Origin of the sequence: Enterococcus raffinosus (assembly GCF_018917525.1) — a bacterium.
Taxonomy (GTDB): domain Bacteria; phylum Bacillota; class Bacilli; order Lactobacillales; family Enterococcaceae; genus Enterococcus_A; species Enterococcus_A raffinosus_A.
This window is the reverse complement of sequence record NZ_JAHLOS010000005.1, coordinates 77,024-103,882: the sequence shown is the minus strand read 5'-3', so window position 1 is coordinate 103,882 and position 26,859 is coordinate 77,024. Positions and strand designations below refer to the sequence as shown.

At 39.7% G+C, this 26,859-nt stretch carries 23 protein-coding genes; 20 read left to right on the top strand and 3 right to left on the bottom strand.

Annotation, left to right across the window (positions count from 1 at the left end):
- Nucleotides 1-120: 120 nt before the first annotated feature.
- On the top strand, nucleotides 121-1,308 hold the full coding sequence (locus KQI58_RS05565) for an MFS transporter (protein ID WP_216407203.1): 1,188 nt from the start codon (nucleotides 121-123) through the stop codon (nucleotides 1,306-1,308).
- A gap of 13 nt (nucleotides 1,309-1,321) precedes the next feature.
- Nucleotides 1,322-3,952 carry a glycosyl hydrolase gene (locus KQI58_RS05560; protein WP_216407201.1) on the top strand — a complete coding sequence of 877 codons (2,631 nt, stop codon included), beginning with the start codon at nucleotides 1,322-1,324 and terminating at the stop codon, nucleotides 3,950-3,952.
- A 66-nt stretch (nucleotides 3,953-4,018) separates the two neighbouring features.
- Here the strand turns inward: KQI58_RS05560 and KQI58_RS05555 are convergent, their stop codons facing one another.
- On the bottom strand, nucleotides 4,019-4,906 hold the full coding sequence (locus KQI58_RS05555) for an AraC family transcriptional regulator (protein ID WP_216407199.1): 888 nt from the start codon (nucleotides 4,904-4,906) through the stop codon (nucleotides 4,019-4,021).
- A 161-nt stretch (nucleotides 4,907-5,067) separates the two neighbouring features.
- On the opposite strand from KQI58_RS05555, the gene rhaB reads away from it, so the two are divergent.
- From rhaB to KQI58_RS05505, 10 genes are all read left to right on the top strand, one after another.
- Nucleotides 5,068-6,537 carry a rhamnulokinase gene (rhaB, locus tag KQI58_RS05550; RefSeq protein WP_216407196.1) on the top strand — a complete coding sequence of 490 codons (1,470 nt, stop codon included), beginning with the start codon at nucleotides 5,068-5,070 and terminating at the stop codon, nucleotides 6,535-6,537.
- Nucleotides 6,530-7,783 carry an L-rhamnose isomerase gene (rhaA, locus tag KQI58_RS05545; protein WP_216407194.1) on the top strand — a complete coding sequence of 418 codons (1,254 nt, stop codon included), beginning with the start codon at nucleotides 6,530-6,532 and terminating at the stop codon, nucleotides 7,781-7,783. The genes rhaB and rhaA overlap by 8 nt, the downstream gene beginning before the upstream one ends.
- A gap of 10 nt (nucleotides 7,784-7,793) precedes the next feature.
- Nucleotides 7,794-8,618, top strand: coding sequence for a rhamnulose-1-phosphate aldolase (gene rhaD / locus KQI58_RS05540; protein WP_216407192.1), 825 nt, complete (start codon nucleotides 7,794-7,796; stop codon nucleotides 8,616-8,618).
- Nucleotides 8,619-8,692: 74 nt separating this feature from the next.
- A complete protein-coding gene (fucO, locus tag KQI58_RS05535) occupies nucleotides 8,693-9,847 on the top strand; it encodes a lactaldehyde reductase (RefSeq protein WP_216407190.1) in 1,155 nt (384 codons plus the stop codon).
- 529 nt (nucleotides 9,848-10,376) lie between these two features.
- On the top strand, nucleotides 10,377-11,159 hold the full coding sequence (gene proB / locus KQI58_RS05530; protein ID WP_216407188.1) for a glutamate 5-kinase: 783 nt from the start codon (nucleotides 10,377-10,379) through the stop codon (nucleotides 11,157-11,159).
- A 12-nt stretch (nucleotides 11,160-11,171) separates the two neighbouring features.
- Complete coding sequence (locus tag KQI58_RS05525) at nucleotides 11,172-14,411, top strand: M14 family metallopeptidase (protein WP_216407186.1); 3,240 nt, start codon at nucleotides 11,172-11,174, stop codon at nucleotides 14,409-14,411.
- Nucleotides 14,412-14,540: 129 nt separating this feature from the next.
- Entirely contained in the window at nucleotides 14,541-15,221 is a 681-nt protein-coding gene (locus KQI58_RS05520; protein ID WP_137439081.1) for a 5-oxoproline transporter, DUF969 family subunit, read from the top strand.
- A gap of 12 nt (nucleotides 15,222-15,233) precedes the next feature.
- Nucleotides 15,234-16,178, top strand: coding sequence for a DUF979 domain-containing protein (locus KQI58_RS05515; protein WP_216407184.1), 945 nt, complete (start codon nucleotides 15,234-15,236; stop codon nucleotides 16,176-16,178).
- 23 nt (nucleotides 16,179-16,201) lie between these two features.
- Nucleotides 16,202-16,846: a pyroglutamyl-peptidase I gene (gene pcp, locus KQI58_RS05510; protein WP_216407182.1), complete on the top strand. Its 645-nt coding sequence runs from the start codon at nucleotides 16,202-16,204 to the stop codon at nucleotides 16,844-16,846.
- A 523-nt stretch (nucleotides 16,847-17,369) separates the two neighbouring features.
- Nucleotides 17,370-17,852: a hypothetical protein gene (locus KQI58_RS05505; RefSeq protein WP_253295796.1), complete on the top strand. Its 483-nt coding sequence runs from the start codon at nucleotides 17,370-17,372 to the stop codon at nucleotides 17,850-17,852.
- Between the two features lie 122 nt (nucleotides 17,853-17,974).
- Here the strand turns inward: KQI58_RS05505 and KQI58_RS05500 are convergent, their stop codons facing one another.
- On the bottom strand, nucleotides 17,975-18,826 hold the full coding sequence (locus KQI58_RS05500) for a M23 family metallopeptidase (RefSeq protein ID WP_216407180.1): 852 nt from the start codon (nucleotides 18,824-18,826) through the stop codon (nucleotides 17,975-17,977).
- 253 nt (nucleotides 18,827-19,079) lie between these two features.
- Here KQI58_RS05500 and KQI58_RS05495 point away from each other — a divergent pair, with 253 nt between their 5' ends.
- The 3 genes from KQI58_RS05495 (at nucleotide 19,080) to KQI58_RS05485 (ending at nucleotide 20,722) form a co-directional block, all read left to right on the top strand.
- Complete coding sequence (locus KQI58_RS05495; protein WP_216407178.1) at nucleotides 19,080-19,868, top strand: DUF4931 domain-containing protein; 789 nt, start codon at nucleotides 19,080-19,082, stop codon at nucleotides 19,866-19,868.
- Nucleotides 19,869-20,244: 376 nt separating this feature from the next.
- On the top strand, nucleotides 20,245-20,526 hold the full coding sequence (locus tag KQI58_RS05490) for a YkvS family protein (RefSeq protein ID WP_216407176.1): 282 nt from the start codon (nucleotides 20,245-20,247) through the stop codon (nucleotides 20,524-20,526).
- Entirely contained in the window at nucleotides 20,507-20,722 is a 216-nt protein-coding gene (locus KQI58_RS05485) for a hypothetical protein (RefSeq protein ID WP_216407174.1), read from the top strand. The genes KQI58_RS05490 and KQI58_RS05485 overlap by 20 nt, the downstream gene beginning before the upstream one ends.
- Before the next feature lie 114 nt (nucleotides 20,723-20,836).
- Here the strand turns inward: KQI58_RS05485 and KQI58_RS05480 are convergent, their stop codons facing one another.
- Complete coding sequence (locus KQI58_RS05480; protein WP_216407172.1) at nucleotides 20,837-21,052, bottom strand: DUF3955 domain-containing protein; 216 nt, start codon at nucleotides 21,050-21,052, stop codon at nucleotides 20,837-20,839.
- 463 nt (nucleotides 21,053-21,515) lie between these two features.
- Between KQI58_RS05480 and KQI58_RS05475 the strand changes: the two genes are divergently transcribed.
- The 5 genes from KQI58_RS05475 (at nucleotide 21,516) to KQI58_RS05455 (ending at nucleotide 26,854) form a co-directional block, all read left to right on the top strand.
- Entirely contained in the window at nucleotides 21,516-24,134 is a 2,619-nt protein-coding gene (locus KQI58_RS05475) for a sigma 54-interacting transcriptional regulator (RefSeq protein WP_216407170.1), read from the top strand.
- 143 nt (nucleotides 24,135-24,277) lie between these two features.
- The gene (locus KQI58_RS05470; RefSeq protein WP_253295795.1) at nucleotides 24,278-24,700 is read left to right on the top strand and encodes a PTS sugar transporter subunit IIA; all 423 of its coding nucleotides are present in this window, start codon (nucleotides 24,278-24,280) and stop codon (nucleotides 24,698-24,700) included.
- Nucleotides 24,701-24,711: 11 nt separating this feature from the next.
- Nucleotides 24,712-25,206: a PTS sugar transporter subunit IIB gene (locus KQI58_RS05465; protein ID WP_048719579.1), complete on the top strand. Its 495-nt coding sequence runs from the start codon at nucleotides 24,712-24,714 to the stop codon at nucleotides 25,204-25,206.
- 20 nt (nucleotides 25,207-25,226) lie between these two features.
- Complete coding sequence (locus tag KQI58_RS05460; RefSeq protein ID WP_216407166.1) at nucleotides 25,227-26,036, top strand: PTS mannose/fructose/sorbose/N-acetylgalactosamine transporter subunit IIC; 810 nt, start codon at nucleotides 25,227-25,229, stop codon at nucleotides 26,034-26,036.
- Nucleotides 26,033-26,854, top strand: a complete 822-nt coding sequence (locus tag KQI58_RS05455) for a PTS system mannose/fructose/sorbose family transporter subunit IID (RefSeq protein ID WP_216407164.1) — start codon at nucleotides 26,033-26,035, stop codon at nucleotides 26,852-26,854. The genes KQI58_RS05460 and KQI58_RS05455 overlap by 4 nt, the downstream gene beginning before the upstream one ends.
- Nucleotides 26,855-26,859 lie beyond the last annotated feature (5 nt).

The window sequence follows — 26,859 nt, the reverse complement described above, 5'->3', positions numbered from 1 at the left end:
TAGATCGCTCCTTTAGGTCATATTATCACAGTTAATAGCTCGTTTCACGCATTGTATCCGTTTTCTTTAGCATTTAAGATTACCTTACAAGTTCAAATACCACATAAAGGAGAGTTTAAAATGCAAACGAGTTTAAGAATTAAAGTAGGGATTTTTTCTTTAAGTATGCTTTCAATGGCTACTTTGCTGATGTCCCCAGTTTTAGGTGCAATTGTTGGAGCGTTCCCAAATAACGGAATCAGTCAAATTCAAATGATCTTATCTGTCGCCAATTTAACAGGAATCGTGGCGGCATTTGCGGTAGGGAGGATTGCTCTTTCGATTTCTAAACGCACGATTGCTTTAATCGGTGCGGCCGCTACCTGTATTTTTGGACTAATTCCGTATTTTTTTCATCATCAACTGATTACTCTAATTATTTGCTCAGGATTAATTGGGGTAAGCGTCGGATTTATCACGAATGTAATTCCGGGATTGATCGCTGATTATTTCCCCGTGGAGGAGCGTCAAGGAGCAATGGGGAAACAGGTTTCCTTTGTCAGTATAGGAACGATGTTCTTGATGTTCGTATCCGGGAATTTAGGAGCTAGAGTTTGGTACCAGTCGTATTTAACTTACGTTTTTGCAGCACTGGTTTTTGTTATTGCCTGGGTTTGTCTGCCAAAAACCAGCAATGAAGAAAAGCAAGAACAACATGAAAAGCATTCGCTGAGAGAAAGTGTGAATAAACGAGTTCTGATTGTGGCGTTGATGGGTTTTTGCTTCATGGTAGTCAATAATGCCTTTAATAACAATATTTCTCTTTTGATTAGTGAGAATAATTTAGGTGGAAGTGATATTTCAGGAATGGTGACGATGTTGGCGCAGTTAGGCGGATTAGTTACCGGGCTTTGTGTCGGCAAGATTTCTAAACTAGTGAAGTCACATATGATCGCGTTTGCCTTTGTAATTGAAGGTGTCTCGTTACTTATTTTAGCATTTGCGGGAAATTTACCATTGGCAATCATTGGTAGTTTTCTGTCAGGTGCTGGTCAGGCATTGTTTTTCTCACAGGCACCTTTTTTAATAACTATCTTAGTTCATCCGATATTGATACCAATGGGAATGGCGGTCTTGTCTACCGCAAATTCTATCGGAGGTTTTTTAAGCCCAGCCATCATCAACTTCTTAAATCAAATGTTGATTGGTTCAACTGCCTCTGGAGCGATGCTGATTGGTTGTGTCATTTCTTTAATAGTAGCAGTTGGAGCGATTGTCTCGAATTTTCAAAAGAAAAGTATGCGTTTTTTAGAGGAAAAGAAGGTGTGAAGGAATGAAGTCAATGAGAGAAAAATTTAAGCAGCCGGCAAAGGAAAGTCGACCAAGATTAAGATACTGGTGGCCAGGCGGGTACGTGGCGCATCATCTAGAGGAATTAGATCAAGAGCTGAAGGAGATTGCTGAAGCAGGTTTTGGCGGAGTTGAAATTTCTGATGTCTATGACGCGATCTCCGAAGAGGATGCACAAGTTTTAACGCCTGAGAAGTATGGCTTTACGAGTGAAAATTGGCGTATTTCTGTGAAGCAGGCAATGAAATCTGCAAAAAAATATGGTTTATCGGTTGATTTGACAGTCGGTCCCCACTGGCCTGCATCAACAAACGAAGCTGATCCAAATGATTTTGGCACGGCCAAGGAGTTAGTATATGGGACGTGTTCTTTTTCAGATAGTATCGCTGAAGGAGCGATGATCGAGGAGCTATGTCCTCCTCACTATCTGACAACGTCTAAGAAAATCAACGGTGATGAGATAAAGAATAATTTAATTGCTGTTTATCTTGCTGCCCATGTCGCACATAAGGAGGTAGAGATGCCGCCAGCTGTGCCGTGGGAGAAAGCCTATACGGTAATCAGTGATGAAATTCAATTTGATTCGTTAGTGGAAATCACCTCAAAGGTAAAAGATGGGAAACTAACAGAAGCAGTCACTTCGCTGCATCCAGAGAGTCTGATTATTGCGATTTATGAAAGAGGAACTGGTCAACGAGTTAATATGTTTTCGATGGGAAGTGCCAATCGACCAGATGTAATGGACCCATATGCATACGTAGTGGATCACTTTTCTCCAAAGGGGGCGGCATTGATCCAATCACTCTGGGAGAAAAATTTCTTTTTTGATTCGGAGTTTTTGGCACTATTGAAAGATGTTGGTGATTGCTTTTTTGAAGATTCATTGGAGTTGCAATCAGTAGGGCATTGGACTACGAATCTTTTGCAGGAATTTAAAAAACGAGTTGGGTATGATATTCGTCCATTCCTGTCCTTTGTTTTAGGAATCAATCAGGATAAAGGGTTAGGGGTTGAAAGCTCTAGTTTTCAGGTGGAACAGGAAAAGGAAGAGAAGGTTCGAGAACTCCGACATGACTATTTTAACGTGCTGAATCAGCTTTATCAGGAGTATCATTTAGCTCCATTGAAGGAGTGGGCAAATTCATTAGGCTTGAACTATCGCGCGCAGCCTTATGGCTGGGCGATCGATTCTGCCGCTGCCGCTGCAAAATTAGATATCGTAGAGGGAGAATCGTTGGGCTTTGGTGAGGATGGCAATGATGCTTTTCGACTATTAGCTGCCGGACGCGATTTTGGCGGTAACAGTATTCTATCCGATGAAGCGGGAGCTTATCTTTTTCAAGGCTATGCAACGACCTTATCACAGTTATTTGAAACGCTTCATAAAAATTACATGGCTGGAGTCAATCAAACCTATTGGCATGGTTTTCCCTTCAAGTACGCACCAGGAGCGCGGTGGCCAGGGTTTTCTGCCTTCAATCCGATGCTTGGCGGACGAGGATTCGCTGAACCATGGGGGCCACGTCAGCCTGTTTGGAATCAGCTATACTCTTATACAACGTATTTAGGTCGCTTGCACGAACTCTTGCGGTACGGAAAAAATTGCTTGGATGTTTTAGTCTATCAGTCAGGACATAACGCCAGTGAAAACAAGCAAGTCAAGGTTGGAAAACAATTAACGCGATTAGGCTACCGGTACCAAGTGATGACTGAGGGCTTGTTCTCAGAATCCGTAACAATTGAGAATAATCAGCTGTTCACAAAAGGGGCCGAATATCGTAGCTTGCTTATTCCCAAGGGAGAGAATTTAACAAAAGAAGTAAAAGAAGCAATCGCCGATTGGCAAAATCGCGGACTTGCAGTTATTTATCAAGATTCAAAAGATTTAAAAGAGCTAGTGGATGTTCTTGGGATATCTGAGTGCTCGAATGAATCAGGTAATTTATTGACGTATCAACGATCAGGTGAAGAGCATAAATTAGTGGTTTGCTACAATCAAGGCGAGGAAAGTCTCTCACTTTCACAGCTTTTTAAAACCTATCGACTTCGTGAATGGTTTTTATGGACGGGTGAACTAGGTGCTGTAAGAAATGACCGACTGCTGGCGAAAGAATGTCGGGTGTTTGAGCTTCTGGAAAAGGGAACGACGGAAGGGTTGGAGGAAAATGCAAATCAAAGGTTATCACTTAAGAACCAGCTTTGGGCACTGACTGTAGAAAGTTGGGAAATGGATTCGATTGATTCACTAGCAATTAAAAAGAATACTAAGCAAAGACAATTACTCGAATTAAGCTATTGGAATGAGCTTTCAGATTTTGAGCCTCTCTCAGGAGTGGGGATTTATCGTACTGATTTTAGATTAGAGGATAAAACACCTAAAAAAGTTTGTATTAAAAATGCGGAAGGCAGCTTAACGGTGAAGATCAATGGTCATGAAATATTAGGAAATCCTCTCACAGGAGAATACCCTTTGGATAAGCAATCACGTGCTGAAACGATTGAGCTGGAGATCATTGTTGGCAGTACATTGAATAATTATTTAAACAAGTCTCCGTTGGCCGCTTATTATGGAGAGTATCAACCGCAGAACTATGGAATTGAAGATGTTGAACTAGAGTTTTAAGATAGTTCTATTCGTTAAAAGCCCGATCATTGGATGAATGATCGGGCTTTTTAGCTGATTGTCAACTTATTCTTTAATCACTCGATCTGTTCTGCGGTATTCACTAGGAGAAATCCCGGTCTTTTTTTTAAAGAGGCGGCTAAAGTAAGCAAAATTGTCCAGACCTGCTTCTAATGAGATCTCCTTAATTGAAAGATTGGAATACCGAAGCAAATCTTTCGCATAGGAAATTTTGCAGCTTATTTGATAATCCACTGGAGGCTGCCCCATGAATTTCGAAAAGTCTTTGACGATTTGATATTTATTTAGATGGAAATGTTTTTCTAACTCCTCTAGGGTAACGCCCTGACGGTAATTCTCGTCGATATAGCTTTTCACATTCAGAATGTATTCAGGAATTTCGCTGTCCGCAAAGTCCATTTGGTATTTTTGCAGAATCAGCTCATTTAATAATTCATGCACTAGGACAGAGGATTCAAAGTCTGTTTTGGCATTTGGTTCCTTTTGCAGCTGTAATAATTTCTCCATGAGTAAGTGAATCTGGTTATTTCGCGCGTTTTCTGAGTTCGTATGTAGAACATTCGAGCCATTTTTGATGAATTCGTGATAGAAGTTTTCAGTGTTTCCACCAGAAAAGTGAACCCAATCCATCTCCCAGGGTTCGCTGCTGATGGTTTTATAATACTGGTAGCTCTTACAATCAATGAAAAAAATATCCCCCGCTTTTAGAGTATAGACCTCGTCTTTGTAATGCAGCTCCCCAGTACCAGACAAGGTGAATTTCATCAAATAGGAGGGAAGATTCTCTCGTTCGGTAAAATACGGCTTGTTTGCCTTAAAGTAGCCGATTTCTTGAATGTAATAAAATAAATCGCGGCTTTTTTGCTTTGGAGTAAGAATAAATCTAGTTGAATCAGCGGTCCATGAATGGTTGGCTTTTTCCCAATAAGTCATTGTGAGCTTCCTTTCACCAAGATAATGCAATTATACATCAAAATCGTGTAATGTAAAAGCTTACATATGGTTGTAGAATAACATCATAAGTTGAGTATACGAGATTGAGTCATCAAATCTCAATTTTTAATATTCTATCAATAAAGTGAAAGGAGCAGGTAATGAAAATATATATTGCTATTGATATTGGTGCCTCTAGCGGTCGCTTGATGAAAAGTGAACTGATTGATGGGCAGCTGACCTTGACCGAAGTTCATCGTTTTAAAAATGGTTTTCGGCTATTGGATGGTTTTCAGCGTTGGGATATCAACTATTTGATTCAGGAGATTGTCGTTGGCTTAGAAAAAGTAAAGCAAAGCGGCATTGAACATTGCTACGTCGGTATTGATACTTGGGCGGTTGATTATTGTCTTGTGGACAAGGATGGCACTCTTTTAGGTGATCCGATCGCCTACCGAGATAGCCGAACGAAAAACGCAGTCGAGAAGTTTCAAAAACTTATGAGCTTGGAAACGTTGTATGAGAAGACCGGGATACAAATCCAATCCTTTAATACAATTTTCCAGCTGTTGGTTGAACAAAGAGAACTGCTAGAGAAAACCGATAAATTATTATTGATTCCAGATTACCTTGGGTATGTCTTTACCAATCAGGCCGTAACGGAAAAGACGAATGCTTCGACCATGCAGCTGCTAAATCCTGCCAATGATACTTGGGATGAAGAGTTGTTAGATTTAGTCGGAATTCGTAAAGATCAGCTGCCGCCGTTAGTAGATGCTGGAACCATTCTAGGTTCGCTGGTGAAGGAGAAATTTCCTGATTTTGATTTGCCTGAGGCGACCTTTGTTTCAGTGGCTAGTCATGACACCGCCTCGGCGATTCTCGGAACACCGGGACAGGGCCGGGATTGGGGCTATATATCAAGTGGGACTTGGTCACTTTTAGGAGTCGAAACGAAGGTAGCAAATGTTAGTCGAGAAGCCTTTAATGAAAATTACACGAATGAATGGGGCGCCCATAACACGATTCGCTTTTTAAAAAATATTATGGGAATGTGGTTGATTCAAGAAGTCGCTCGAATGCAAGACTATCAATATAGTTTTCCTGATCTAGCAGAACTGGCCGCAAAGGAAGCCCCTTTTCAACAATTCATTGATGTGAATCATGAGAGCTTTTTAAATCCAAAAAACATGATTTCCGCTATTCAAGATTATTGTAAAAAAACCGGGCAGACGATACCTGAAACACCAGGCGCGATTGCCCGCTGTATTTATGACAATTTAGCCCTTTGTTATGCCAGTGAATTAGAGAAGCTGGAAAAAATGACCGGAACCAATGACAAGCTTAGTAAACTGCACATCGTTGGCGGTGGTTCTAACAATAAGTTTCTTAACCAGCTTACCGCTGATGTCGCGCAAATTGAAATCAGTGCAGGACCGGGAGAGGCGACAGCAATCGGAAATATTCTGATGCAAATGGTTGCTACAAAAGAATTTGAGTCGATTGAAACTGGACGCCAATGTATTTTGGATTCCTTCACATTTAGCAAGCATTTACCACAAGCCTGTGATCACGAAGTATTAGAAAAGTATAAAAAATTTATCGAAAAAAGGAGCAAGGAAAATGAGTGAAGTAACTCAAAAATATCAAGCTGCTAAGGCGGCCTATGAAAAAATGAATGTTGATACAGATGCGGTATTAAAGCAATTAGCCGAAGTAAAGATCTCGATGCATGTTTGGCAGGGAGATGATGTTAAAGGCTTTTTGAGTGATGATGAGCTTTCTGGCGGAATCTCAGTTACAGGAAATTATCCAGGGGGCGCTCGCACGCCGGAAGAATTACGCTCAGACTTGGAAAAAGCTTATTCCTTAATTCCTGGTAAGCATAAATTGAATCTGCATGCGATTTACTTGGATACAGATGAAAAAGTCGATCTAAATGAACTTGAGCCGAAGCATTTTGAAAAATGGGTTGATTGGGCCAAAAATCAAGGCTTGGGCTTAGATTTTAATCCGACCTTTTTCTCACATCCCATGTTTAAAGACGGTTTTACCTTGGCTTCGCCGGATTCTGAGGTTCGCGAATTTTGGATCGAACATGGCAAGCGTTCTCGTAAGATCGCTGAATATTTCGGGAAAGAAACTGGTCAGGTATGTGTCAATAATTTCTGGGTACCAGATGGCTACAAAGACAATCCGATCGATCGCTATACACCGAGAGAACGCTTGATGACAGCATTGGATGAGATTTTTTCTGAGAAGCTTGATCCTGGCCACACCTTAGATGCAGTGGAAAGTAAGCTCTTTGGACTTGGTGCCGAGGCGTATACTGTTGGTTCCCATGAGTTCTATATGGGTTATGGCTTGACTCGCGATAAGTTGATTTGTTTAGACGCAGGTCATTTTCATCCTACAGAGGTCATTTCAAATAAATTATCCTCATTAGGCTTGTTCAGTGATGGGATTTTACTCCATGTTAGCCGTCCAGTTCGTTGGGATAGTGATCATGTGGTAATCATGGACGATGAATTACAGGAAATTGGACGTGAATTGGTTCGCAACGATCTGCTTAAGAAAACACACATTGGCTTAGACTTCTTTGACGCGACGATCAATCGTGTAGCCGCGTGGGTGATTGGTACTCGCAATACACAAAAAGCACTGTTGAAGGCGATGCTTGAACCAACTGATACGCTTAAGGAAATCGAATTGTCTGGCGATTACACGACTCGCCTAGCAATGATCGAGGAATTGAAGGACTTTCCATTTGCGGATGTTTGGAATTACTTCTGCGAAATCAACAATGTACCGGTTGGTCTGGATTGGTTAACAGAGGTTAAGCACTATGAAAAAGATGTTTTAAGCTTAAGAAAGTAGGGAAAACGTGTTGAAAAAGAACAATATATTAAACGCAAACTATGTAGAAGAAATGATCGAGGTAACGACTAATTTATACCGACTAGGCTGGGATGAACGCAATGGCGGAAATATCAGCTATTTGTTGGAGGAAAATGAAGTATTACCGTTTTTAGACCCGACTGAAGTCATTCGGGAAATTCCGATGATCTTTGATGCTGCTTCATTAGCAGGGAAATATTTTATCGTGACCGGCTCTGGCAAGTACTTTAAAAATGTTCAAGCGAATCCAGCGGAAAATTTAGGAGTTATCCGCGTAAAAGAAGATGGAAAAACCTTACAGCTGCTATGGGGATTGGAAAATGGCGCGGTTCCTACTAGCGAACTGCCGAGTCACTTCATGAGTCATATGGCACGACTAGAGGTTGATCCTGAAAATCGCATCATTATGCATAACCATGCGACACATTTATTGGCGATGAGCTTTACCCACGATTTAGATGAAAAAGTCTTTACTCGTACCTTGTGGCAAATGTGTACGGAATGCTTAGTGGTCTTTCCAGAGGGCGTCTCCATTCTTCCGTGGATTGTTCCTGGAACAACCGAAATAGGTGAGGCGACAGCCGCAAAAATGAAGGAAACGCGCTTAGTTTTATGGCCGCAGCACGGGATCTATGGTGCAGGAAAAGATATGGATGAGGTATTTGGTCTGATTGAAACGGCTGAAAAGGCGGCAGAAGTTTACACTTATGTGTGCGCTCAAGGCGGCGTCAAGCAAACTATTAGCGATGAAAACTTACGTTTATTAGCCGACAGCTTTGGTGTAACACCTAGAGAAGGGTATCTAAATAGCTAAATGAATCGGAGGGGCAACCCTCCAATTTGTTAAATAATATTGTGAAAATAAACACATTAGATGGAGGAAAACAAATGACAGTAAATAGAATGATCTTGAATGAAACATCTTATTTTGGCAAAGGTGCGATTGAAAACATCGTTCCTGCAATTGAAAAGCGCGGCTTTAAAAAAGTCGTTGTGGTTACAGACAAAGGATTAATTGACTTTAAAGTGGCAACCAAAGTAACTGAATTGCTGGACCAAGCAAATGTTTTTTATGACATTTATGATGGGATCGTTCCTAATCCAACAGTTCAAAACGTGAAGGATGGCGTAGCCTTCGTTGAAGCTTCAAAGGCGGATGCGATTATCGCAATCGGTGGTGGCTCACCGATCGATACGGCCAAAGCGATTGGGATCATTATGACTAACCCAGAATTTTCCGATGTATTAAGCTTAGAAGGAACCGCAGCGACAAAAAATCCTTCATTGCCAATTCTAGCCGTACCTACAACTTCAGGGACTGCCGCAGAAGTAACGATCAACTATGTTATTACCGATGAAAAGAATCATCGCAAGTTTGTCTGTGTGGATCCGAACGATATTCCAATCGTCGCTTTCGTTGATAGTGACATGATGATGGGCATGCCGAAAAAGCTAGCTGCTTCGACGGGGATGGACGCCATGACTCATGCCATTGAAGGCTTTATTACTAAAGGTGCATGGGAATTAACCGATATGCTACATCTAAAAGCAATCGAGATCATCGGTCGTTCATTGAGAGACTCAGTGAATGAAAAACAATTAGCCCGCGAAGAAATGGCGTTAGGTCAATACATTGCTGGGATGGGCTTTTCAAATGTTGGTTTAGGACTGGTTCATGGAATGGCTCACCCGTTGAGTGCTTGGTATAATATTCCTCATGGCGTAGCCTGTGCCGCGCTATTACCGACAGTAATGAAATTCAATAAGGATTTCACTGGAGAAAAATACCGGGAAATCGCCGAAGTATTACAAATAGAAGCAATTGAGACAATGAGTATAGAAGAAGTTAGAACCGCGGCTTGTGAGGCGATCGATCAGTTAAGTAAGGATGTCGGGATTCCAGCGACTATTTCTGAATTAGGTGTGAAATCGGAGGATCTTCCTAAAATTGCGGAAGATGCCTTCAAGGATGTCTGTACCCCAGGGAATCCTCGCGATGCTAGTGTTTCTGAGATTATTGAGTTGTATCAAAGCTTGATGTAAGACGATACAGAGTAGATTTTTTTTGAAAGATAAATGAATCGAATGGATCAACGAAATTTTTGCTTAGCAATTTTTTCGTTGGTCCATTATTTTTTTATAGTTTTCTTAGATGCCTTAAAAGAAGTTTCATCTTTTCCTTCAAGAAATTTAGTGAGGTTATTTTTTTAAAACATGAAAATAATCTTGGACGTTTGATTATTTCAAATGGAAAATTCGAACATTTCACTTTATTTGATTATTTATTATGAATTGTGATGATATTTAATTGCTCTATTTCTCTAAAAAATATTTTATATCACGCTTATAATATAACGTCTGTTTTGTAAGCGGATATTCCAAACAATTAAAAACAAAGAGAAAAACGCTTTTATAAACCCAAAATGAATGAGATAAAAGTGGGCGATTAAAAATAAAATATTTTCATGTAGATATCTTTGTGATATGATTAGCACAAAATAAAAGAATTGTAATGGTCGATTGCTGTTTTATATAGTTTAATCGTCTGTTTTTTATAGTTAAGGTGTATTTGATGAGAGAAGAAATAAAAAAGGCAGATATCATAGTTATAAAGGTTGGAACAAGTTTATTAGTATCGCCGGAAACGGGAATAATTGAATCAGCTATCTCAAAATTAGCCAGCGTATTGGCCCAATTAATGAGATCAGGGAAGAAAATTATTTTAGTATCTTCAGGGGCTGTTGGTGCTGGAACAGTCCAACTAGGTGAGGTATCCAAATACGCAGCTGCGGCTGTTGGACAAGGCATTCTAACCGGCTTATACGAAGCTGAGTTCAAGAAGCGCGATCAGAATATCGGACAGCTGTTATTGAGTAGAGATATTTTAACAGTCCCTGAAAATCGGCGGGCTTTCGACAAAACGATTCAAGAGCTTTTGGACCGTCGAATTTTACCAATTGTGAATGAAAATGACGCGGTGACGGTGGATGAAGGGGAGCATAGAACAAAATTTGAAGACAATGATGAGCTCTCTTTATTGATCGCTGAGGCAGTTGATGCTGATTTATTAATCATGCTGACCGATGTGAACGGCCTGTATTCGGAAAATCCGTCAGTCAACGAAGAAGCACAAATGATTCGTCATTTAAGTAAAATTGATCAACGCTTATTTGAAGCCTCTGATCCTAGCTTAGGAAAATTAAGCCGCGGCGGGATTCGCAGTAAGCTGAAAACAGCAACTGGGGCTTTAACGGCAAATATCTCGATGGTTCTAGCAAATGGCAGAGATCCACATGTCTTATATGATATTTTAGCTGGACGTGAGATTGGGACATTGTTTAAAAAACAGCAGTAGGGAGGAAATGATGTGCTAAAAGTAGAAGGACAATTAGCTTTTCTTGAACAACGCCAGACCATTCAAGCAGCTTTGATTTCAGGATTTATGTGCGAACATTCAACTTTTCCAATTGCTAGTACGACTATGGGTGAGGCTACGCCAACTGAACAAGAGTTAATGAAACAGCTTGTACAAAAGCAGAAGCATGAAAGACCGCCAGAGGATTATCAAGCGACAAATCAATATGCTGAGGGGGTCATTGATTATGAATGGCGAGAAGTGACTGGGTTAGAGAAATTATTTAGTACTGGTCCGCTTTTAGAAGATCGAAACCATGATTTTTTACCAGATAAACTAGCAGTTAAGATGATTGTACCCGAAAAGTGCAGTGCTTCAATGATGGCTGCGGCCAGCAATATTGCTTTTCGTTTTGGCATGGAGACCACAGCAATAACGGATTGGCTGCTTAGCCAGAGTTATGAGAGTGGTCCAGCAATTTTATTCCGAGAAGCAGAAAATTGTCGAATTTTTAAACAGGGCGAACAAATTATTATAGAAGGAACTGGAGCAGAGCTGGAGGAATTTTCGGCGATTTTGTGTGAACAGTTTCCAAAGCTTTCCGCTTTTGAGACTTGGAGCAGCTATCTTCAAAAGTTGGTAGAGAGCTTTTCAATGAAAAACCTCGATGGTCAATTGGCTTATGCCGCAAGCTTGCCAGCTGAGGAGAAGCTGGTGTATGCGTCACCTGAAATTACACAACGACAGGAAGAGATTGAGGTGGCATTTCCTGATTCAACCTTTGTCAATCATCGTTCTATGATTGAAGCCTACGAGAAGGCCTTCGATTTAACTTGGGAGGTTGATGAGTTTTTAGAAAAAATAGCTTCTGTTTATCCTAAAATTCATGCAGGTGATCGTGTAGAAATTACAGGTGTGCTCAGTGAGGATTGGCAAGTACGCGAGGCGCTTCAACAAAGGATTCACAAGGAACTGACCGCTCGTCAGGCAGATGGGAAGATTGAACTGGTTTGTGCTCATAAGCAAGGGTATTCCTGGATCAATGACATCATTATACCTAAGCTGAAAAGTCAGAAAATTGAGAATGTTACAATAGCTTTTAAGCCCTTTTTGCCAGAGGGAGTAACGGAATGGACAGAGGAATCTGGTGCGACACCGACCTATAATAATGTAGACGGTCGTGATCCGGAAAAATGGAATGATTTGCCGATTCGTTATCTGCAAGAGCTTTATCCGATTCAAGATAATCTGATGAAGGCCTTCAACCTGTCGGCTGATCAGATAGCGTTTGCTACTTATTCCGGCTCAGAAGAGCTGACCTATGAACTGATAGTGAAAACAGAGACGGAAGAGAAACGCTGGGCTTATCAAGCCAGTTATTCTGAAAGACCGTATCTAACTGCTTATCCAGGGATGGGAAAGGTTCATCCGCCAACCGGAAGACTGAAAGTGAAGATTAATGACGTGCCTGTTTTAGAGGAGCGATTCCCAACAGATATTGAAAAAATTTGGACACTCTATCAGGAAGAGGTGCTGCCAAGTTGCCGTTCATGGATTGAAGAGCGGACGAATGGCAAGCCAACTAAGGCACAGCAGCCATTTTTCGCGCAGCTGCAATTAGAGATTACTGCAAGTGAACCAGATGAACGTTTGACAAGTCGGAATGATCTTTTGTCTAGTTTGGACGCGTTGCATGAAGACCTCTATTTTGCAGGAGCAGATTATTTCAAAAATTATGGCTTGGACGTTCATGGTGAGATGTTTGAAGAGCCGGGGTTGATTTTACCGATTGTTCAGAAAAAAGAAGGAAAACCTCAATTTAAAGTCACACTTCTTGAACAAGTAAACAAAGATCCTCAAATTGTGGTGAAGGGCAAACAAGCCGTCTATCCACCTGAACGCAGGGAAATCAATTGTTATCTTCAGTCCATTCATTATGGATCACAGGGCTTAGCTGCAACAATTCAGATTGAGGGTGTACAGGCGGAGGTTGTAGAAGCCTACGCAAGTCTCTTAGGTAAAGGATTAGTTGGTCAAGATTATGATTTTCGTTTGTACAAACAATTAATCTTTCAAGCTGAGGGGCAGCGTTTTATAGTTGACGTCCCTCAAAAGGCGCCAGAGGCAGTTAAGGACTTAACGATTGATCAGATTGATTTGCATCCTGAGGAAGTCATTGGATATGAGGAATATCTATCTATTATTCAGCAGTTAAAACGTGTGCCGCAGATTTCAGTCTACAAGATCGCGACATCCTATTTAGGACGAGAAATATATGCGATCGAATTATTGCCAAAAGCTGCCGATTCTGGTTATTTATCGAGAACCAAGCGTTTGACCAATTATCCATCAGAAATAATCAATGCGCGGCATCACGCGAATGAAGTGTCAGGTACGAACGGAGCTTTTCTACTATTGAAGGAATTGCTAACCGATCCGAAGTATCAGGATGTTGCAGAGCACCTGAATTTGGTGATCGTTCCTTTGGAAAATGTCGATGGCGCAGCGATTCATTATGAGCTGCAAAAAAAGACACCTGAGTGGAAGCTCCATGTTGCTCGTTTTAACGGAGTAGGAAAAGAGTTCTATTATGAATACTTCAATCTGGAAACACAGCATACCGAAGCGCTAGGAATGACGCGACTGTATGAGCGATTTGTCCCAGATGTTATGGTGGATAATCATGGTGTTCCTACTCATGAATGGGAGCAGCCGTTTTCTGGTTATACATCGCCTTCATATAAAGGCTTTTGGCTTCCACGTTCATTATTGTATGGCTATTTTTGGTTCCCTACAAATGAAGAATATCGTTCGAACATCGTCTTGAATAAAAAAATCGAAGATGTGATTGCAGAGGCGATTGGCTCTGTACCAGAAATGAAAAAGTGGAATGAAGAGTGGGCGCAGCAATTTGAAACCTATGCCCATAAATGGCTGCCTAAGCTATTTCCAGCAGAGTATTATAAGGAAATGATCAATTATTGGATCGGCTTTGCGGCAGATACAACACATCGCTATCCGTCGATTCGCTTTCCATGGTTGACATCAGTCGCCTACACAAGTGAAGTGGCAGACGAAACGGCTCAAGGAGAATACTTAAGATTGTGCGCTGAGGCCCATGTTGTCCACGATCTGGCAACGATTGATTTATTGCTAGAGGCAAAATCGCTTTACCAGAGCTCTACGGTGTTTACACCAGAGGAAATAAATATTAGCTACACTCGGCTTCGTCCGATTATTGCATCATCATAAGGATGTCAGTTGCGCGTTCTACTTCGCATTTTTATATGTTAGTAGAACCGCATGCTAACACTGATCATAAGAAAATTCATTTCAAATGGTTACATCATTTTGAAATGAATAAGGGAGGAAAATTTTTACATGGAATTAGTTAAATTAATAGGTATTTTGATTGTTATTATTGGTTTCGCACTGAAATTAGATTCAATTTTGATCATTTTAGTGGCGGCAATCGTTACAGCGATCACTGGCGGTTTAGGTGTTGAGGGCTTGCTGACAACATTGGGAACAAGCTTTGTTTCCAATCGTTCGATGGCAATTTTCATCTTAATTATGCTGGTTACTGGAACCTTGGAGCGAAATGGCTTAAAGGAATCAGCAGCAAAATTAATTGGAAAAATCAAAAATGCTTCCGCTGGTGCGGTCATTGGCGCGTACGGGGTAATGCGTTCAATCTTTGCGGCCTTCAATATCAGCTTTGGCGGGGTAGCCGGTTTTGTCCGTCCGATCATTATGCCAATGGTGATTGGTTCAATTGAAGCAAAAGGAAAAGAACCCGAAGAAGATTATGTTGAAGAATTAAAAGGAATGTCCTCAGGGATGGAAAATATTGCCTGGTTTTTCTTCCAAGTATTATTTGTAGGAGGTCCAGGAGCGCTGTTAGTTCAAGCGACATTGAAGGATCTAGGTTATGAAACGAGTCTGCTTGATTTAGCGAAGGTTGAGATTCCGGTGGCGTTATTTGCAGTCATCGTAGCGATCGTATACTACTTCTTAAAAGACCGAAAATTATACAAAAAATACTACGGCAACGATAAATAGGGAGGAACACATATGTCATTTTTTCTAAGTCAAGATGTTTTATTATCTGAAAAGCTACTTGAAATTATTTATATTATTATGGGTGCAGTTGCTGTTTATACCGGGATTAAAAACGCCCGAGATAAAGCAAATCCAACACCGATCGGTACTGCGGTTTTCTGGTGTGCACTAGGTGTAGTCATGATGTTTGGTCGCTGGATTCCACCGATGGCTAATGGTGTGATCGTTATTATTATGACATTGCCGCCAATTTTCAAAAAGGTCAGCAAAGGCAAAGAAAGTGCACCAACTGAGGCTGTTACGAATAAAATGGCCGATAAGATTGGGATGAAAATTTTTATCCCAGCGTTATCAATGGGGATTTTTGCAATTATTTTTGCGGTATTCACACAATTAGGCGCCTTAGTTGGTGTTGGCGTGGGTGTATTAGTTGCGATTGTTGTCTTAATGGTTTATTCTCATTCAAACAAACCAAAAGTATTCTTGGATGATGCGGAACGCATGTTGTCGACAGTAGGTCCGTTGAGTATGCTGCCGATGCTATTAGCTAGTTTAGGTGCGATTTTTACGGCCGCTGGAGTTGGAGAAGTAATCTCTGATCTGGTAGCGAAGGTGATTCCAAAAGGAAATGTCAATCTGGGAATTATCGTCTTTGCGATCGGCATGATGCTGTTTACGATGATCATGGGAAATGCCTTTGCCGCAATCACAGTCATGACTGTCGGAATTGGAGCACCGTTTGTTCTGGCTTATGGAGCTGATCCGGTCTTAATCGGAATGGTCGCATTGACCTGTGGCTACTGTGGAACCTTGTGTACACCGATGGCTGCCAATTTCAACATTGTTCCAGTGGCGATGCTGGAGATGAAGGATCGTTTTGGCGTGATCAAAAATCAAGCAGTCTTAGCAGTAATCTTTTTGGTTTTCCAAATCTGCTATATGATTTTATTTAAATAGAAGAAAAAGGAATGGTGAAGTAAATGAAAGTTTTAATTACCGGTTTTGATCCCTTTGGCGGCGCAGCAATTAATCCTGCGTTCGAAGCAGTAAAATTATTACCTGATACAATTGAAGGCGCTGAAATCCATAAGCTGGAAATTCCCACAGTCTTTAAAAAGGATGGCGAAGTTCTGGCAAAAGCGATTGAGGAACAAAATCCCGATATCGTCATTTGCGTCGGACAAGCGGGCGGCCGCTCAGATATTTCCGTTGAAAAAGTTGCCATCAATTTGATGGAGGCTCGCATTCCAGATAATGAAGAACAACAGCCATTGAACCAAGTCATTTATGAAGATGGTGAAACAGCCTATTTTGCAACACTTCCAGTCAAAGCGATGGTCAGCAAAGTAAAAGAAACGGGAATTCCATCCAGCGTTTCTTACACCGCTGGAACATTCGTCTGCAATGATATCATGTATCGTTTGCTGTATTTAGCAGACAAAGAAGGGAAGAAGCTCAAAGGCGGATTCATCCATGTGCCTTACTTGCCTGAGCAAGTGATAGATTTACCTGTAGGAACACCGAGCTTATCCGTTGAAACAATCGCTAAAGGTTTAGAAGCAGCTGTTGCTGCGGCGATTATCAATGATGAAGATCAAAACGTAGCAATGGGAACGATTATGTAATAGTTAAAAAGGAAGGGTCGAGCATTTTTAGATGCTCGATCCTTTTTTTGTCGAATAGCAATAATTAAGGATTGTTTTGTTCTGATATGGCAGTAGTCAAAAAATAGTTGTAATTATGTCGAGGGTTTAAAATTCTGAGGATTCGATTTAGTCATGCTTAGTAACAATCGTCAGTGGAGAATGGAATGTTGCTATAATGATTTGTAAGATGAACGAAATGGGTCAACAAGTCTTTTTTAATTATTTTAAAGCAGTTTTTTTATAAAACGATAGAATAAATAACGAAAGAAACAATTACATAAAAAGTCCACTTAGTTTTTTTAATTCTGTATGATTGAAGTTGCCGAGTATAGAGGCTGTATCAAAGTGCTTTCGAGTTTAAAAAATAAATAGTGAAATTGTGTTCTTTTTTTATATGTTAAAAACATCGGCACACTGTTTGAGAAAAAGCGAAAACAGGTTGTACCGAAGAATCATAGCGCTTTCTTTGGTCTGGATATATAGTATAGGTGGGGGTAGGGACATGATAGATTATCGGTTAAGTTATCTTATTGGAGATTCAAAAGAAAAATATTTGCTTGATCAAGCAACAGAAATGACAGAAATGACAAAAATGAGGAAAACGGACTTGCTTTTGGCAATTGAAAAGCTAAATGAAGTAGCGTCCGACTTATCTGAAACTGAAATTTTAATAACAGAGACAGAAATTGAGATTCCCCAAATAATTAAGCGAAATTGGATCGATCTCTTTTTCAATCAAAAGCGGGAGGAAGTTGTTTTTCTTGAAGAAGAGCGGCAGGCAATGATTTTCTTACTGACTTTTGCACAATTTGAGGAACTATCTGTCTATTACTTCCAAGACTTTCTGTTTGTCAGTAAAAATACGATTTTAAAAGATCTGAAGAAGCTGCGAGCCGTATTGTCTGAACGTGGAGTAACCCTTGAGTATTCTAGAAAAATCGAGACTTCTAGCACTTTCGATAGCCCTTTTTCTCTTTCAAGTTAAAATCCTATTCAGGAGAATATTGAACTATATAAATTTAGAATAACCCTTGTGGAAATGAGGTCAGTAAACGCGTTAGACAGAAATGAGAAACATGTTCGATTTTAAAGTCATCTTAGAGAAAACTACGATATATTCCGAACTTTACTATCTCGAGTAATAAAGTAGGGAGCACTTATCTTTTTTTCATCACATGCTATACCGATAAATGAAATTGGTAATCCGGCAGAATAGGTAAAACTTTTACCAGATTGGACCTGAAAATGGATATGAGGTTCGCTGGTATTTCCGCTGTTTCCGCATAGAGCGATTTGTTCACCACGTTGGACCTTATCGTCAGTTTTGACTCGGATACTGCCTTTTAGTAAATGGCAAAGCACACTGTATTCATGCTCACTGTGTTGGATAATAATGAAATTTCCTCGCACATCAGGGGCAGTACAAGCAATCTCACCGATTTCACCAATGGGAGTGTTATCGTAATCATTGGCCGTTTTGATGACAATTCCATCAGCCGGAGCCAATACGTTAGCTTTGTAGCAATAATAATTTTCTAAATTTTTCCGATTTTCTGTGTAGGATTTTCCTGTGTGATCTGTGATAAAAAAATCATACGCATATCTCTGAGAAGGCATCGACCAAGAATGAGAAGTAGCTTTATCAACACCGCCATTTGCGACAATCCAAGTACCTTCAAAAGGGAGGGAATACGGACATTGCGGGTCGAAGCTATTTTTGTCTGGTAGCTTGAATCCATGGATGAGTGGAACAATCAGGATACTTAAAAGCAGGTTCGCATTTTGAACAATGAACGGGAGGTTCCTGAAGAACGTTAAAAGCATTAAAAATAATACCGGTAAGGCGAAAAGCCAGAATAAATAAAACAAGCGCAGAAGCTCCATGTGAAAAATATCAGCTAGAAACCCAATGATTCCTAACCATTGGAGCTTTCCCCATTTTCGGATCATTTTTTCCATCATGCTACTCCTCGTTTCTTCATATTAAAATCCTGTCACTTCTCTACAAAATCAGTCTATCATTGAATCAAGTTTGTAAAAAGGCTGTTTCCAAATCTATATTGAAGAAAAATTGTTGAATACAGAGTTCCTTGACAACTCCAGTTCCCAAGCATGCTATTATTGGATAAAATGGTTTAGAGATTGAATGGAGATACTGTCCGTTCATTTACTAGAATAAAACACGTTTACTTCAGATAGGAGCTACAGAGCTATGGAACATAAGAAAGAAGCGGCCTTAATTTTTTTACCGTTGGCTGCCAATGGAAAGCCGCAACATTTGGGTTCAGAAAAGACGGGGTGTCCTTTTTGTGAATATGCAGAAGAAGAGAATATCTTGAAAAGAGAGGAAGATATGCTTTGGGTGCTCAATAAATATCAGACATTACAGGACACCTTTCAAACGATTATTATTGAACATGCGGATCATAACAAGGATATTTCAACTTATACAGTCGAGGAAAATCGAAATTTATTTACTTTCGCCATTGATTGCTGGGCAAAAACCAAGAAAGACCCACAATTCAAATCAGTGCTTTTTTATAAGAATCATGGTCCGTTATCGGGTGGTAGTCTAAAGCACCCTCATATGCAAATCGTTGGATTAAAGGAAATTGACGGGGAAGCCCAAATCGAACCGGAGAATTTTGAGGGAATCACTGTTTTGTCTGAGAACAATGTTGTTATCAATTTTTCTAGCATGCCAGTTATGGGATTTTTAGAAATAAATATTATTGTTGATTCTCAAACCCCAGAGCCAACTCACTGTCTGGCAGATTACGTGCAAAAGACCGTTAACTATGTTTTGAATGCGTATCACCATGGACGCTGCGAAAGCTATAATCTATTTTTCTTTGAGGAAGAAGGGAAATACATCGTAAAGCTGATCCCACGCTTTATCGTTTCCCCATACTTTGTTGGTTATAAGCTGACCCAGAATTTTTCTGAAGAGCATTTACTTTTACTAAGGGAAGAATTTCTGAAGAGTTTGTTAGAGAAATAAAAGAACATAAAAAGCAGGGCTTTTTTAAGAGTGTACAAATGAGTTCGAAAGAAAATGTTGGATTGAACTTTTGAGTAAGGCACGATTAATATAGATAAAATCAAATGTAAAGTACCTAGATTTCCATTAGAAAATGGCATTCGGGTACTTTTTTTGTTCTCTAATTAATAAAAAGACCAAAGTCGTTTATAAAATATAAATATTAAATTTTCATTAAGAATATCCGAGTGTATAGGCTATAGTCAGCTAAAATAGAAAGTAAGTAAGCTTTATTACAATCAACATTAACGCAAGGTAGTTGGTTGTTTTACATGTGAAATAAGCTAAGTAGAGCCTTCTTATGTGGTAAAGAAGGAGCAAAGGAGAGTGCAAATAATTGAATAATGGTAGTCATGCGATGCCGAGTTCTGTGATGGAGCTTCGCGAAAATAGCTATAATTTACAGTATTTCGTAGGAGATAAGATTGATTTTTTATTTAATGACGGCCAACTTGATCTATCGGGAATAGTGATGAAGAAATACACCCACAGCTGTTTAGTCGATATTAGCCAAGAAACGAGGCTTACTCGGGATGAAATTGATCTACTCAATCGAAAGGTTGTCGTGAATTACAAACAAATCAAGGGAGTGGTTCATTGTGGAGGATACAACATTTGAAGATTTAGAGCTTCATGTACTGACGTTAGCGTTTCAAATAGAAGGGTTAAAGAAAAACGCTATGACTAACAAGCAGAGGGACTCATTGAGAGCGATTGAAGAGGATTATCGATATTATAAAAAACAATATGACCAGCAGGTGAAAAAAATAAAAAAAGTAGCCCCAAAAGAAGTTTCTTTTGGGGATTGGGAATAATTGTTGGTAATGGATGGCGATGCAGACGCTCGATGTCTACATCACCATTTTTTTAATACTCGAAAGTTCATTGTTGAAAAAACTAACTTTTCTTTAACAGGGTTTACGTGCAAATCAAGCAGAGTATTTCTTCAATATTCTTTGTTTGACGATGCTGTATAACGCCGTGAAAAAGGCAAGTCCTAACGCTAGGTAGCCCAACGGAATACAAAAGAAGGCTGGCTCAACTAGCATACCGCTTGAATCGAGATAAGAACCAACAAATGCAGAAATCGAAAATAACAGAATACTCAAAAAAAGAAATATACAAGGAACGATGTATTTTTTCATGGTGTCTCCTTCTTTTTTGTTTTTTTTAATTATATAGAATAGAACTTAAGAAAAGATAAGTGTGACAAAATTGTTAGGTGTGAAAGGCGTTGAGATATCAACCAGCTTTGTCCATTGGAGTATGCTATTGTTATTAATGAGACAGAGTCAACGACAATTGATCTAAACCACCTTCAAATATTAGATTTTCTAGTATTTGAAGGTGGTTTTTTTTTATATTCGAAAGTAACTGTAAAAAGACAAACAATCGGCAGTTATTCTTTCATATAAGTAGGTTGGATGCAGGTGAGAGAAGCTAATCGTATGAGAGGGAGATGGGTAATCTAACTATAGTTTTATAATCAGTACCAGTTTAACCTCGATTATTTGTGTTTTAACGTAAAAATGGGAATTCAAATATGGAATAGACACATTGTAATTGATAGTTTATTATGCTTTTAGACACATTAAACTGGAGGAGAAAATGAAAAAGAGCGCTAAAGATCGAGTTTTTGATGAGCTGATACGACTAGCCGGGAATAAATCTTCGGTCACTGCCGAGACAATTTCGAAGAATCTAGGCATCTCTCGTCAAAATGCCAGTCATTATTTGACGAGATTAGTGGAAGATAAAAAGGTCGAAAAATTGCCGGGAAAGCCTGTTTTGTGGAAGCCTTTGGATGAATATGCCGTTGTAGATAATACGGAGCAAATAAATGAAGCCTTTCATTCTGTGGTTGGTCATGACGGAAGTCTGAGAGAGGTCATTCAAAAATGTATTGCAGCTGTCAAATACCCGCCTAACGGACTTAGTGTATTAATAAATGGGGCCACGGGTGTTGGGAAAAGTTTTTTAGCTACAAAAATTTTTGAATACGCTATCCATGAGCAAATTATTGAAGAAGATGCACCGTTTGCCATTTTAAATTGTGCCGATTATGCAGATAACCCCGAGCTGCTTTCTGCGACCCTGTTTGGATACAAGAAGGGGGCCTTTACGGGGGCTGAAAAGGATACCGATGGTTTATTGGCAACGGCCAACAACGGCTATCTTTTTCTTGATGAGGTCCATCGCCTATCGAAAGAAAATCAAGAAAAGCTCTTTCTATTTATTGATACTGGAAACTATCGTCCAGTCGGTGAAAATGTAAACTGGCATTCTGCTAAGGTTCGTTTTATCTTCGCCACGACGGAAAAGAGTGAAGATTATCTACTAGATACCTTTGATCGACGTATTCAAATCAGTGTTATGTTGCCAACTTTTGAAGATCGCCCCATTCGAGAACGATTAGAGCTGATTCAATTATTCTTTCAAAATGAAGCGGATATTTTACAAAAAGATATTATTGTTTCAAGAGAAGCCTTGTCTTTAATGTTATCTCATCCCTTTAGTGGGAATATTGGTAAGCTGAAGAATATCATTAAAATCAGTTGTGCGGATGTGTACAGTCGAACACAAGAAGAACCATTGACGATTGGGAAAAATGAGATCTTGATTCAGTTAGATATGCTGGAATCCGAAGTAGAAAGCTTGCCGATTGCTAGTTTATTGATAAAGAAAAATCAAAAGATAAAAACGGATCGAATCAAACCGTTTGATTATGATTCGATTTTGGAAAAAATTGCTCAGCTGATAAATGAAGGCAGTTTCAATGAAAATTTTTCTTCGATTAAGAATGAGGTACAGCATTTGGTGCATCACATTGATAAGGATTCTTTTTTATCGATGAGTAGAAGATTGATGATTCAGATGTTTAGAAAGGTTTGGGTATCCGTTTTAGGAAAAACGTACGGATTAACGACGAGTGGACCTGTTGCAGAAATTATCAGCAGATCCTATGTCATTTCCCCAAGCTATAAGACAGACTTAACTGGGATAAATCGTACATTAGCTGCAAATCTACCTCGGACGACTTATTTATGTAATCAGTTCTTGGAGAATTTACCACCACTCTCAGAAAAGGACGAGAACTTTCTAAGACTGCTTATCGTCGTGACTTTATCTGATTATGTAAATGAGTCTATCGAGCTGAAGGGCCTGTTGCTTGCTCACGGAGATAGTACAGCTAGCAGTATTCAAGCAGTAGTGAATCAATTATGCGGCAATTATGTTTTTGAAGCCTTGGATATGCCGGTGGAAAGTAATGTGTCAGAGATTGTCGAATCGACAAGGAATTTCGTGAAACGGCAAGTGAATACGGATAGTCTGGTACTGATCGTAGATATGGGCTCCTTAAATCAAATTTACACACAGATCAAGAACGATTTAAAAGGGGAGTTACTTCTTCTGAATAATTTGACGACTTCCATTGCGCTTGATATTGGTCTGAAGATGACGATGAATGCGCCATTTAAACAGATTGCGGAGGATGCAGCAGACAAGTATTCAATCAATGTTCAATACTTTGAAGGCTTTTCTCAAAGTAGCAACATTATCATTTCCTGTATGTCGGGATTGGGGATTTCGGACAAACTGAAGGATGTTTTTCGTCATCATTTATCGGATGAATCCATCGAAGTTTTCACGAAGGACTACAGAGAGCTACGTGAATTAATCGACCAAAATGATGAAACTTATTTTGACAAGACAAAATTGGTCATCACGACTTCGGATCTTCCACGTTCCTTTTCAATTCCTAATATTAATGTTTATGACATCTTAGATGGTGATGGAGCAGCCAATTTGGAGCATATTTTGAGTCCTGAAATGAAGCCGGCAGAATTTAACCGCTTGATTCAGGAGTTAGTAAAATTCTTTTCGTTGGAAGGAATTGCGGACCGTTTAAACTTTTTGAACCCAACGATCGTGATGAGTGAAGTGGAGACAGTCATTTCTAAATATGAAAATTACTATCATTTCACTCTAAATGGCCGTGTAAAACTAAATCTCTATATGCATACGGCATTGATGATGGAACGTTTATTCTTGGCTCGGACAGAAAAATCTGAAGAACCGAATTATGATTTGAAACCAGATGAAGATGAATTTTATTATGTTTCGAGAAGTATTTTTCAATCAATGGAGATGAAATATAATTTTAAAGTCAATGCCTATGAGCTTTCTCTACTTTATGAATTATTAGGACCCTATATTCAAAAATGAAATGTCTAAAAAAGTGTCTAATCTGATTTTTTCAGGTTAGACACTTTTATTTAGTATGAATTAGAGTGATTAAACCAACGTTTATAAAAGTTGGCATAAGACTTGCTTATATAAAAGTGAATAGAAAGAAAGGAATTAACCGCATGAAGAAAATTCTAATAGCGACCCACGGTCACTTAGCTTCAGGCTTTCTTAGCAGTATCCAGTTGCTTACGGGACAGGTTCAGGGAATAACGGTGATTAATGCTTATGTTGATGAGTGTGATTTTGAACAGGAGTTGAATGTATTTGTAGACCAGGTGAATGAGCGAGATCAGATTTTTGTTTTTACCGATTTATTTGGTGGAAGTGTCAATCAGAAGATTACCAAAACCTTTTTGGAGAAAGAGATTGCTGTAACTATTTTGTCTGGCTTTAATCTGCCAATTTTGCTCGAAATAGTATTGGCAACCAAAGAACTAACAAAGGAGGATATTCAGGAACTGGTAACTAAATGCCAACAGGAATTAAAGATGACCATTCTTGATGAGGTACATGTAGTAAATGAAGAGGAAGATTTTTTTTAGGAGGAAGAGAAATGATTAAAGCAGTGCGAATTGATGAACGATTAATTCACGGACAAGTAGCAATGACTTGGACAAAGAGTCTAAATTTAACCGGGTTAGTAGTAGCCAGCGATGAGGCGGCTACTAACGATATTCAAAAGATGACGTTGAAGATGGCTGCACCATCGAATGTCAAAGTCATTATTAAAACAGTTGATGACGCGATTCATTTGTTAAAAGATCCGCGGGCGAAGGACATGCGCTTGATGGTTTTAGTCCCTAATGTCAAAGATGCCGTAAAAGTTGCGAAAGCTTTCCCAACGGAAATCGAATTAATGAACGTGGGAAATGCTGGGAAAATGACACCGCCATCAGAAGATAAGAAAACCTTATCGAAGGAAGTGATGTTAACGACGTCAGAAATTCAAGACTTAAAAGAATTAGTTGAACTTTATCCAGATACTGTTTTTCAGCCTACACCGGCAATGGAAAAACGTTCAGCTACCTCTATTTTGAGTGATTTTTAGAAAAAGGAAGGAGAAAAATTATGTATGATGCATTTGTAGTCGCTTTGGCCGTTTTTATTGGAGTTGCTGGACATGAGATGTTCGGGATGTCCATGCTGAGTCGTCCGATTGTTGTTGCTCCGTTAGCGGGAGCTTTGATGGGGGATTTGCAGACGGGGTTGATTGTCGGGGCGTCACTAGAAGCCATCTTTATGGGTGTGGTCAATATCGGAATTTCTAGTACGGCAGAGCCTTCTTTAGCTGCTGGGCTGGCTACAGCGTTCGCAATCAAAATGGGAGGAAACGTGGATGCGGTTATTCCCATCGTCTTTCCACTAGCAGTATTAGGATTGCAGTTAATGAATATGATTTTTTCTTTTGTATGTGGACCGATGGCTGCTAAATTTTTCAAATTTGCTAAATCTGGTGATCAAAAAGGAATCATTAATCTGCACTTCTTTATGTGGTTTGTCCACTATGCGCTTTATGCCCTTATTCCATTCTTTGCCGTTTTATTTGGAGCAGATGTTGTCAAAAGCGTCTTGGATAATATTCCAGAGGTCATCATGAACGGATTAACGGTCGCTGGAAATCTGCTGCCGGCAGTTGGGATGGCGATGCTGTTACGGATGCTTTGGAGTAAAAATATTGCTGTGTGGTTTTTCTTTGGGGCCGTTGTTATGGCTTATCTCGAGTTACCATTGATTGCAATTGCCGCAGTTGGAACGATTATTGCAATTGTTATAGCCCAAAGAGATCTACAACTAAAAAATATGTCTGTTCATGCAGTCCAAAGCGATACTGCTGTAAATGCAACGATTGACCAAGAAGAGGAGGATTTCTTTCAATGAAATTAGCTGATGGAATTTCTAAAGATGAGAAAAAATTGGTTCGGAAGATGTTTTGGCGCTCAATGACCATGTACGCCTCGGTGAACCCGGTGACGATGGGCGGCGGTGGTTTCGCCTATTCTATGATGCCTTTCATTAATCATTTCTACAAAAGTGAAGAAGATCGAGCTGCGGCGTTGGAACGTCATTCACAGTATTTTTCGACGACCATACCTTGCGCGTCCTTTGTTATGGGGATTGCGGCATCGATGGAGAAGGAAAATTCTGAAAAAGCTGGTTTTGACGTGGAAAGTATCAACGCGATCAAGACGAGTTTGATGGGACCATTGGCTGGAATTGGCGATTCATTGTTCTGGGGAGTTTGGCGTGTCGTTACCGCGGGACTAGCGATCAACTTAGCCAATGCCGGAAATATTTTGGCACCAATTATCTTTTTGGTCATGTTCAATGTACCTAATTACTTGATGCGATACTATGGCGGCGTTTTAGGCTATTCATTAGGCTCTAAATACATTGAAAAGCTGTATGCGAACGGGTTAATTGAAATTCTGACAAAAGCTGCTAGTATCTTGGGTCTGATCATGGTAGGCGCAATGACGATCAGTATGGTCAAATTCAATACCGTTTTGAGCTTTTCAATGAAGGGTGAAGAACTAATGAATGTCCAAGAAATTCTTGATAGTATTTTTAAAGGAATTGTACCGTTATTGGTAACATTGGGCTGTTTCAAATTACTAGATAAAAAAGTCGGCGTCATCAAAATTATTTTCGGAATGGTCGTCTTGGGAATTTTATTGTCATTACTTGGAATCGCATAGTAGGA

What these genes read in the sequence shown, in the direction of transcription:
- KQI58_RS05515 (WP_216407184.1), top strand. Translation starts at nt 15,234, where the DNA reads ATGTCATTTTTTCTAAGTCAAGATGTTTTATTATCTGAAAAGCTACTT.
- KQI58_RS05505 (WP_253295796.1), top strand. Translation starts at nt 17,370, where the DNA reads ATGATAGATTATCGGTTAAGTTATCTTATTGGAGATTCAAAAGAAAAA.
- KQI58_RS05460 (WP_216407166.1), top strand. Translation starts at nt 25,227, where the DNA reads ATGTATGATGCATTTGTAGTCGCTTTGGCCGTTTTTATTGGAGTTGCT.
- KQI58_RS05470 (WP_253295795.1), top strand. Translation starts at nt 24,278, where the DNA reads ATGAAGAAAATTCTAATAGCGACCCACGGTCACTTAGCTTCAGGCTTT.
- KQI58_RS05465 (WP_048719579.1), top strand. Translation starts at nt 24,712, where the DNA reads ATGATTAAAGCAGTGCGAATTGATGAACGATTAATTCACGGACAAGTA.
- KQI58_RS05475 (WP_216407170.1), top strand. Translation starts at nt 21,516, where the DNA reads ATGAAAAAGAGCGCTAAAGATCGAGTTTTTGATGAGCTGATACGACTA.
- proB (WP_216407188.1), top strand. Translation starts at nt 10,377, where the DNA reads ATGAGAGAAGAAATAAAAAAGGCAGATATCATAGTTATAAAGGTTGGA.
- KQI58_RS05455 (WP_216407164.1), top strand. Translation starts at nt 26,033, where the DNA reads ATGAAATTAGCTGATGGAATTTCTAAAGATGAGAAAAAATTGGTTCGG.
- KQI58_RS05560 (WP_216407201.1), top strand. Translation starts at nt 1,322, where the DNA reads ATGAGAGAAAAATTTAAGCAGCCGGCAAAGGAAAGTCGACCAAGATTA.
- fucO (WP_216407190.1), top strand. Translation starts at nt 8,693, where the DNA reads ATGACAGTAAATAGAATGATCTTGAATGAAACATCTTATTTTGGCAAA.
- KQI58_RS05520 (WP_137439081.1), top strand. Translation starts at nt 14,541, where the DNA reads ATGGAATTAGTTAAATTAATAGGTATTTTGATTGTTATTATTGGTTTC.
- KQI58_RS05565 (WP_216407203.1), top strand. Translation starts at nt 121, where the DNA reads ATGCAAACGAGTTTAAGAATTAAAGTAGGGATTTTTTCTTTAAGTATG.
- rhaB (WP_216407196.1), top strand. Translation starts at nt 5,068, where the DNA reads ATGAAAATATATATTGCTATTGATATTGGTGCCTCTAGCGGTCGCTTG.
- KQI58_RS05500 (WP_216407180.1), bottom strand. Translation starts at nt 18,826, where the DNA reads ATGGAAAAAATGATCCGAAAATGGGGAAAGCTCCAATGGTTAGGAATC.
- KQI58_RS05495 (WP_216407178.1), top strand. Translation starts at nt 19,080, where the DNA reads ATGGAACATAAGAAAGAAGCGGCCTTAATTTTTTTACCGTTGGCTGCC.
- KQI58_RS05480 (WP_216407172.1), bottom strand. Translation starts at nt 21,052, where the DNA reads ATGAAAAAATACATCGTTCCTTGTATATTTCTTTTTTTGAGTATTCTG.
- KQI58_RS05555 (WP_216407199.1), bottom strand. Translation starts at nt 4,906, where the DNA reads ATGACTTATTGGGAAAAAGCCAACCATTCATGGACCGCTGATTCAACT.
- pcp (WP_216407182.1), top strand. Translation starts at nt 16,202, where the DNA reads ATGAAAGTTTTAATTACCGGTTTTGATCCCTTTGGCGGCGCAGCAATT.
- rhaA (WP_216407194.1), top strand. Translation starts at nt 6,530, where the DNA reads ATGAGTGAAGTAACTCAAAAATATCAAGCTGCTAAGGCGGCCTATGAA.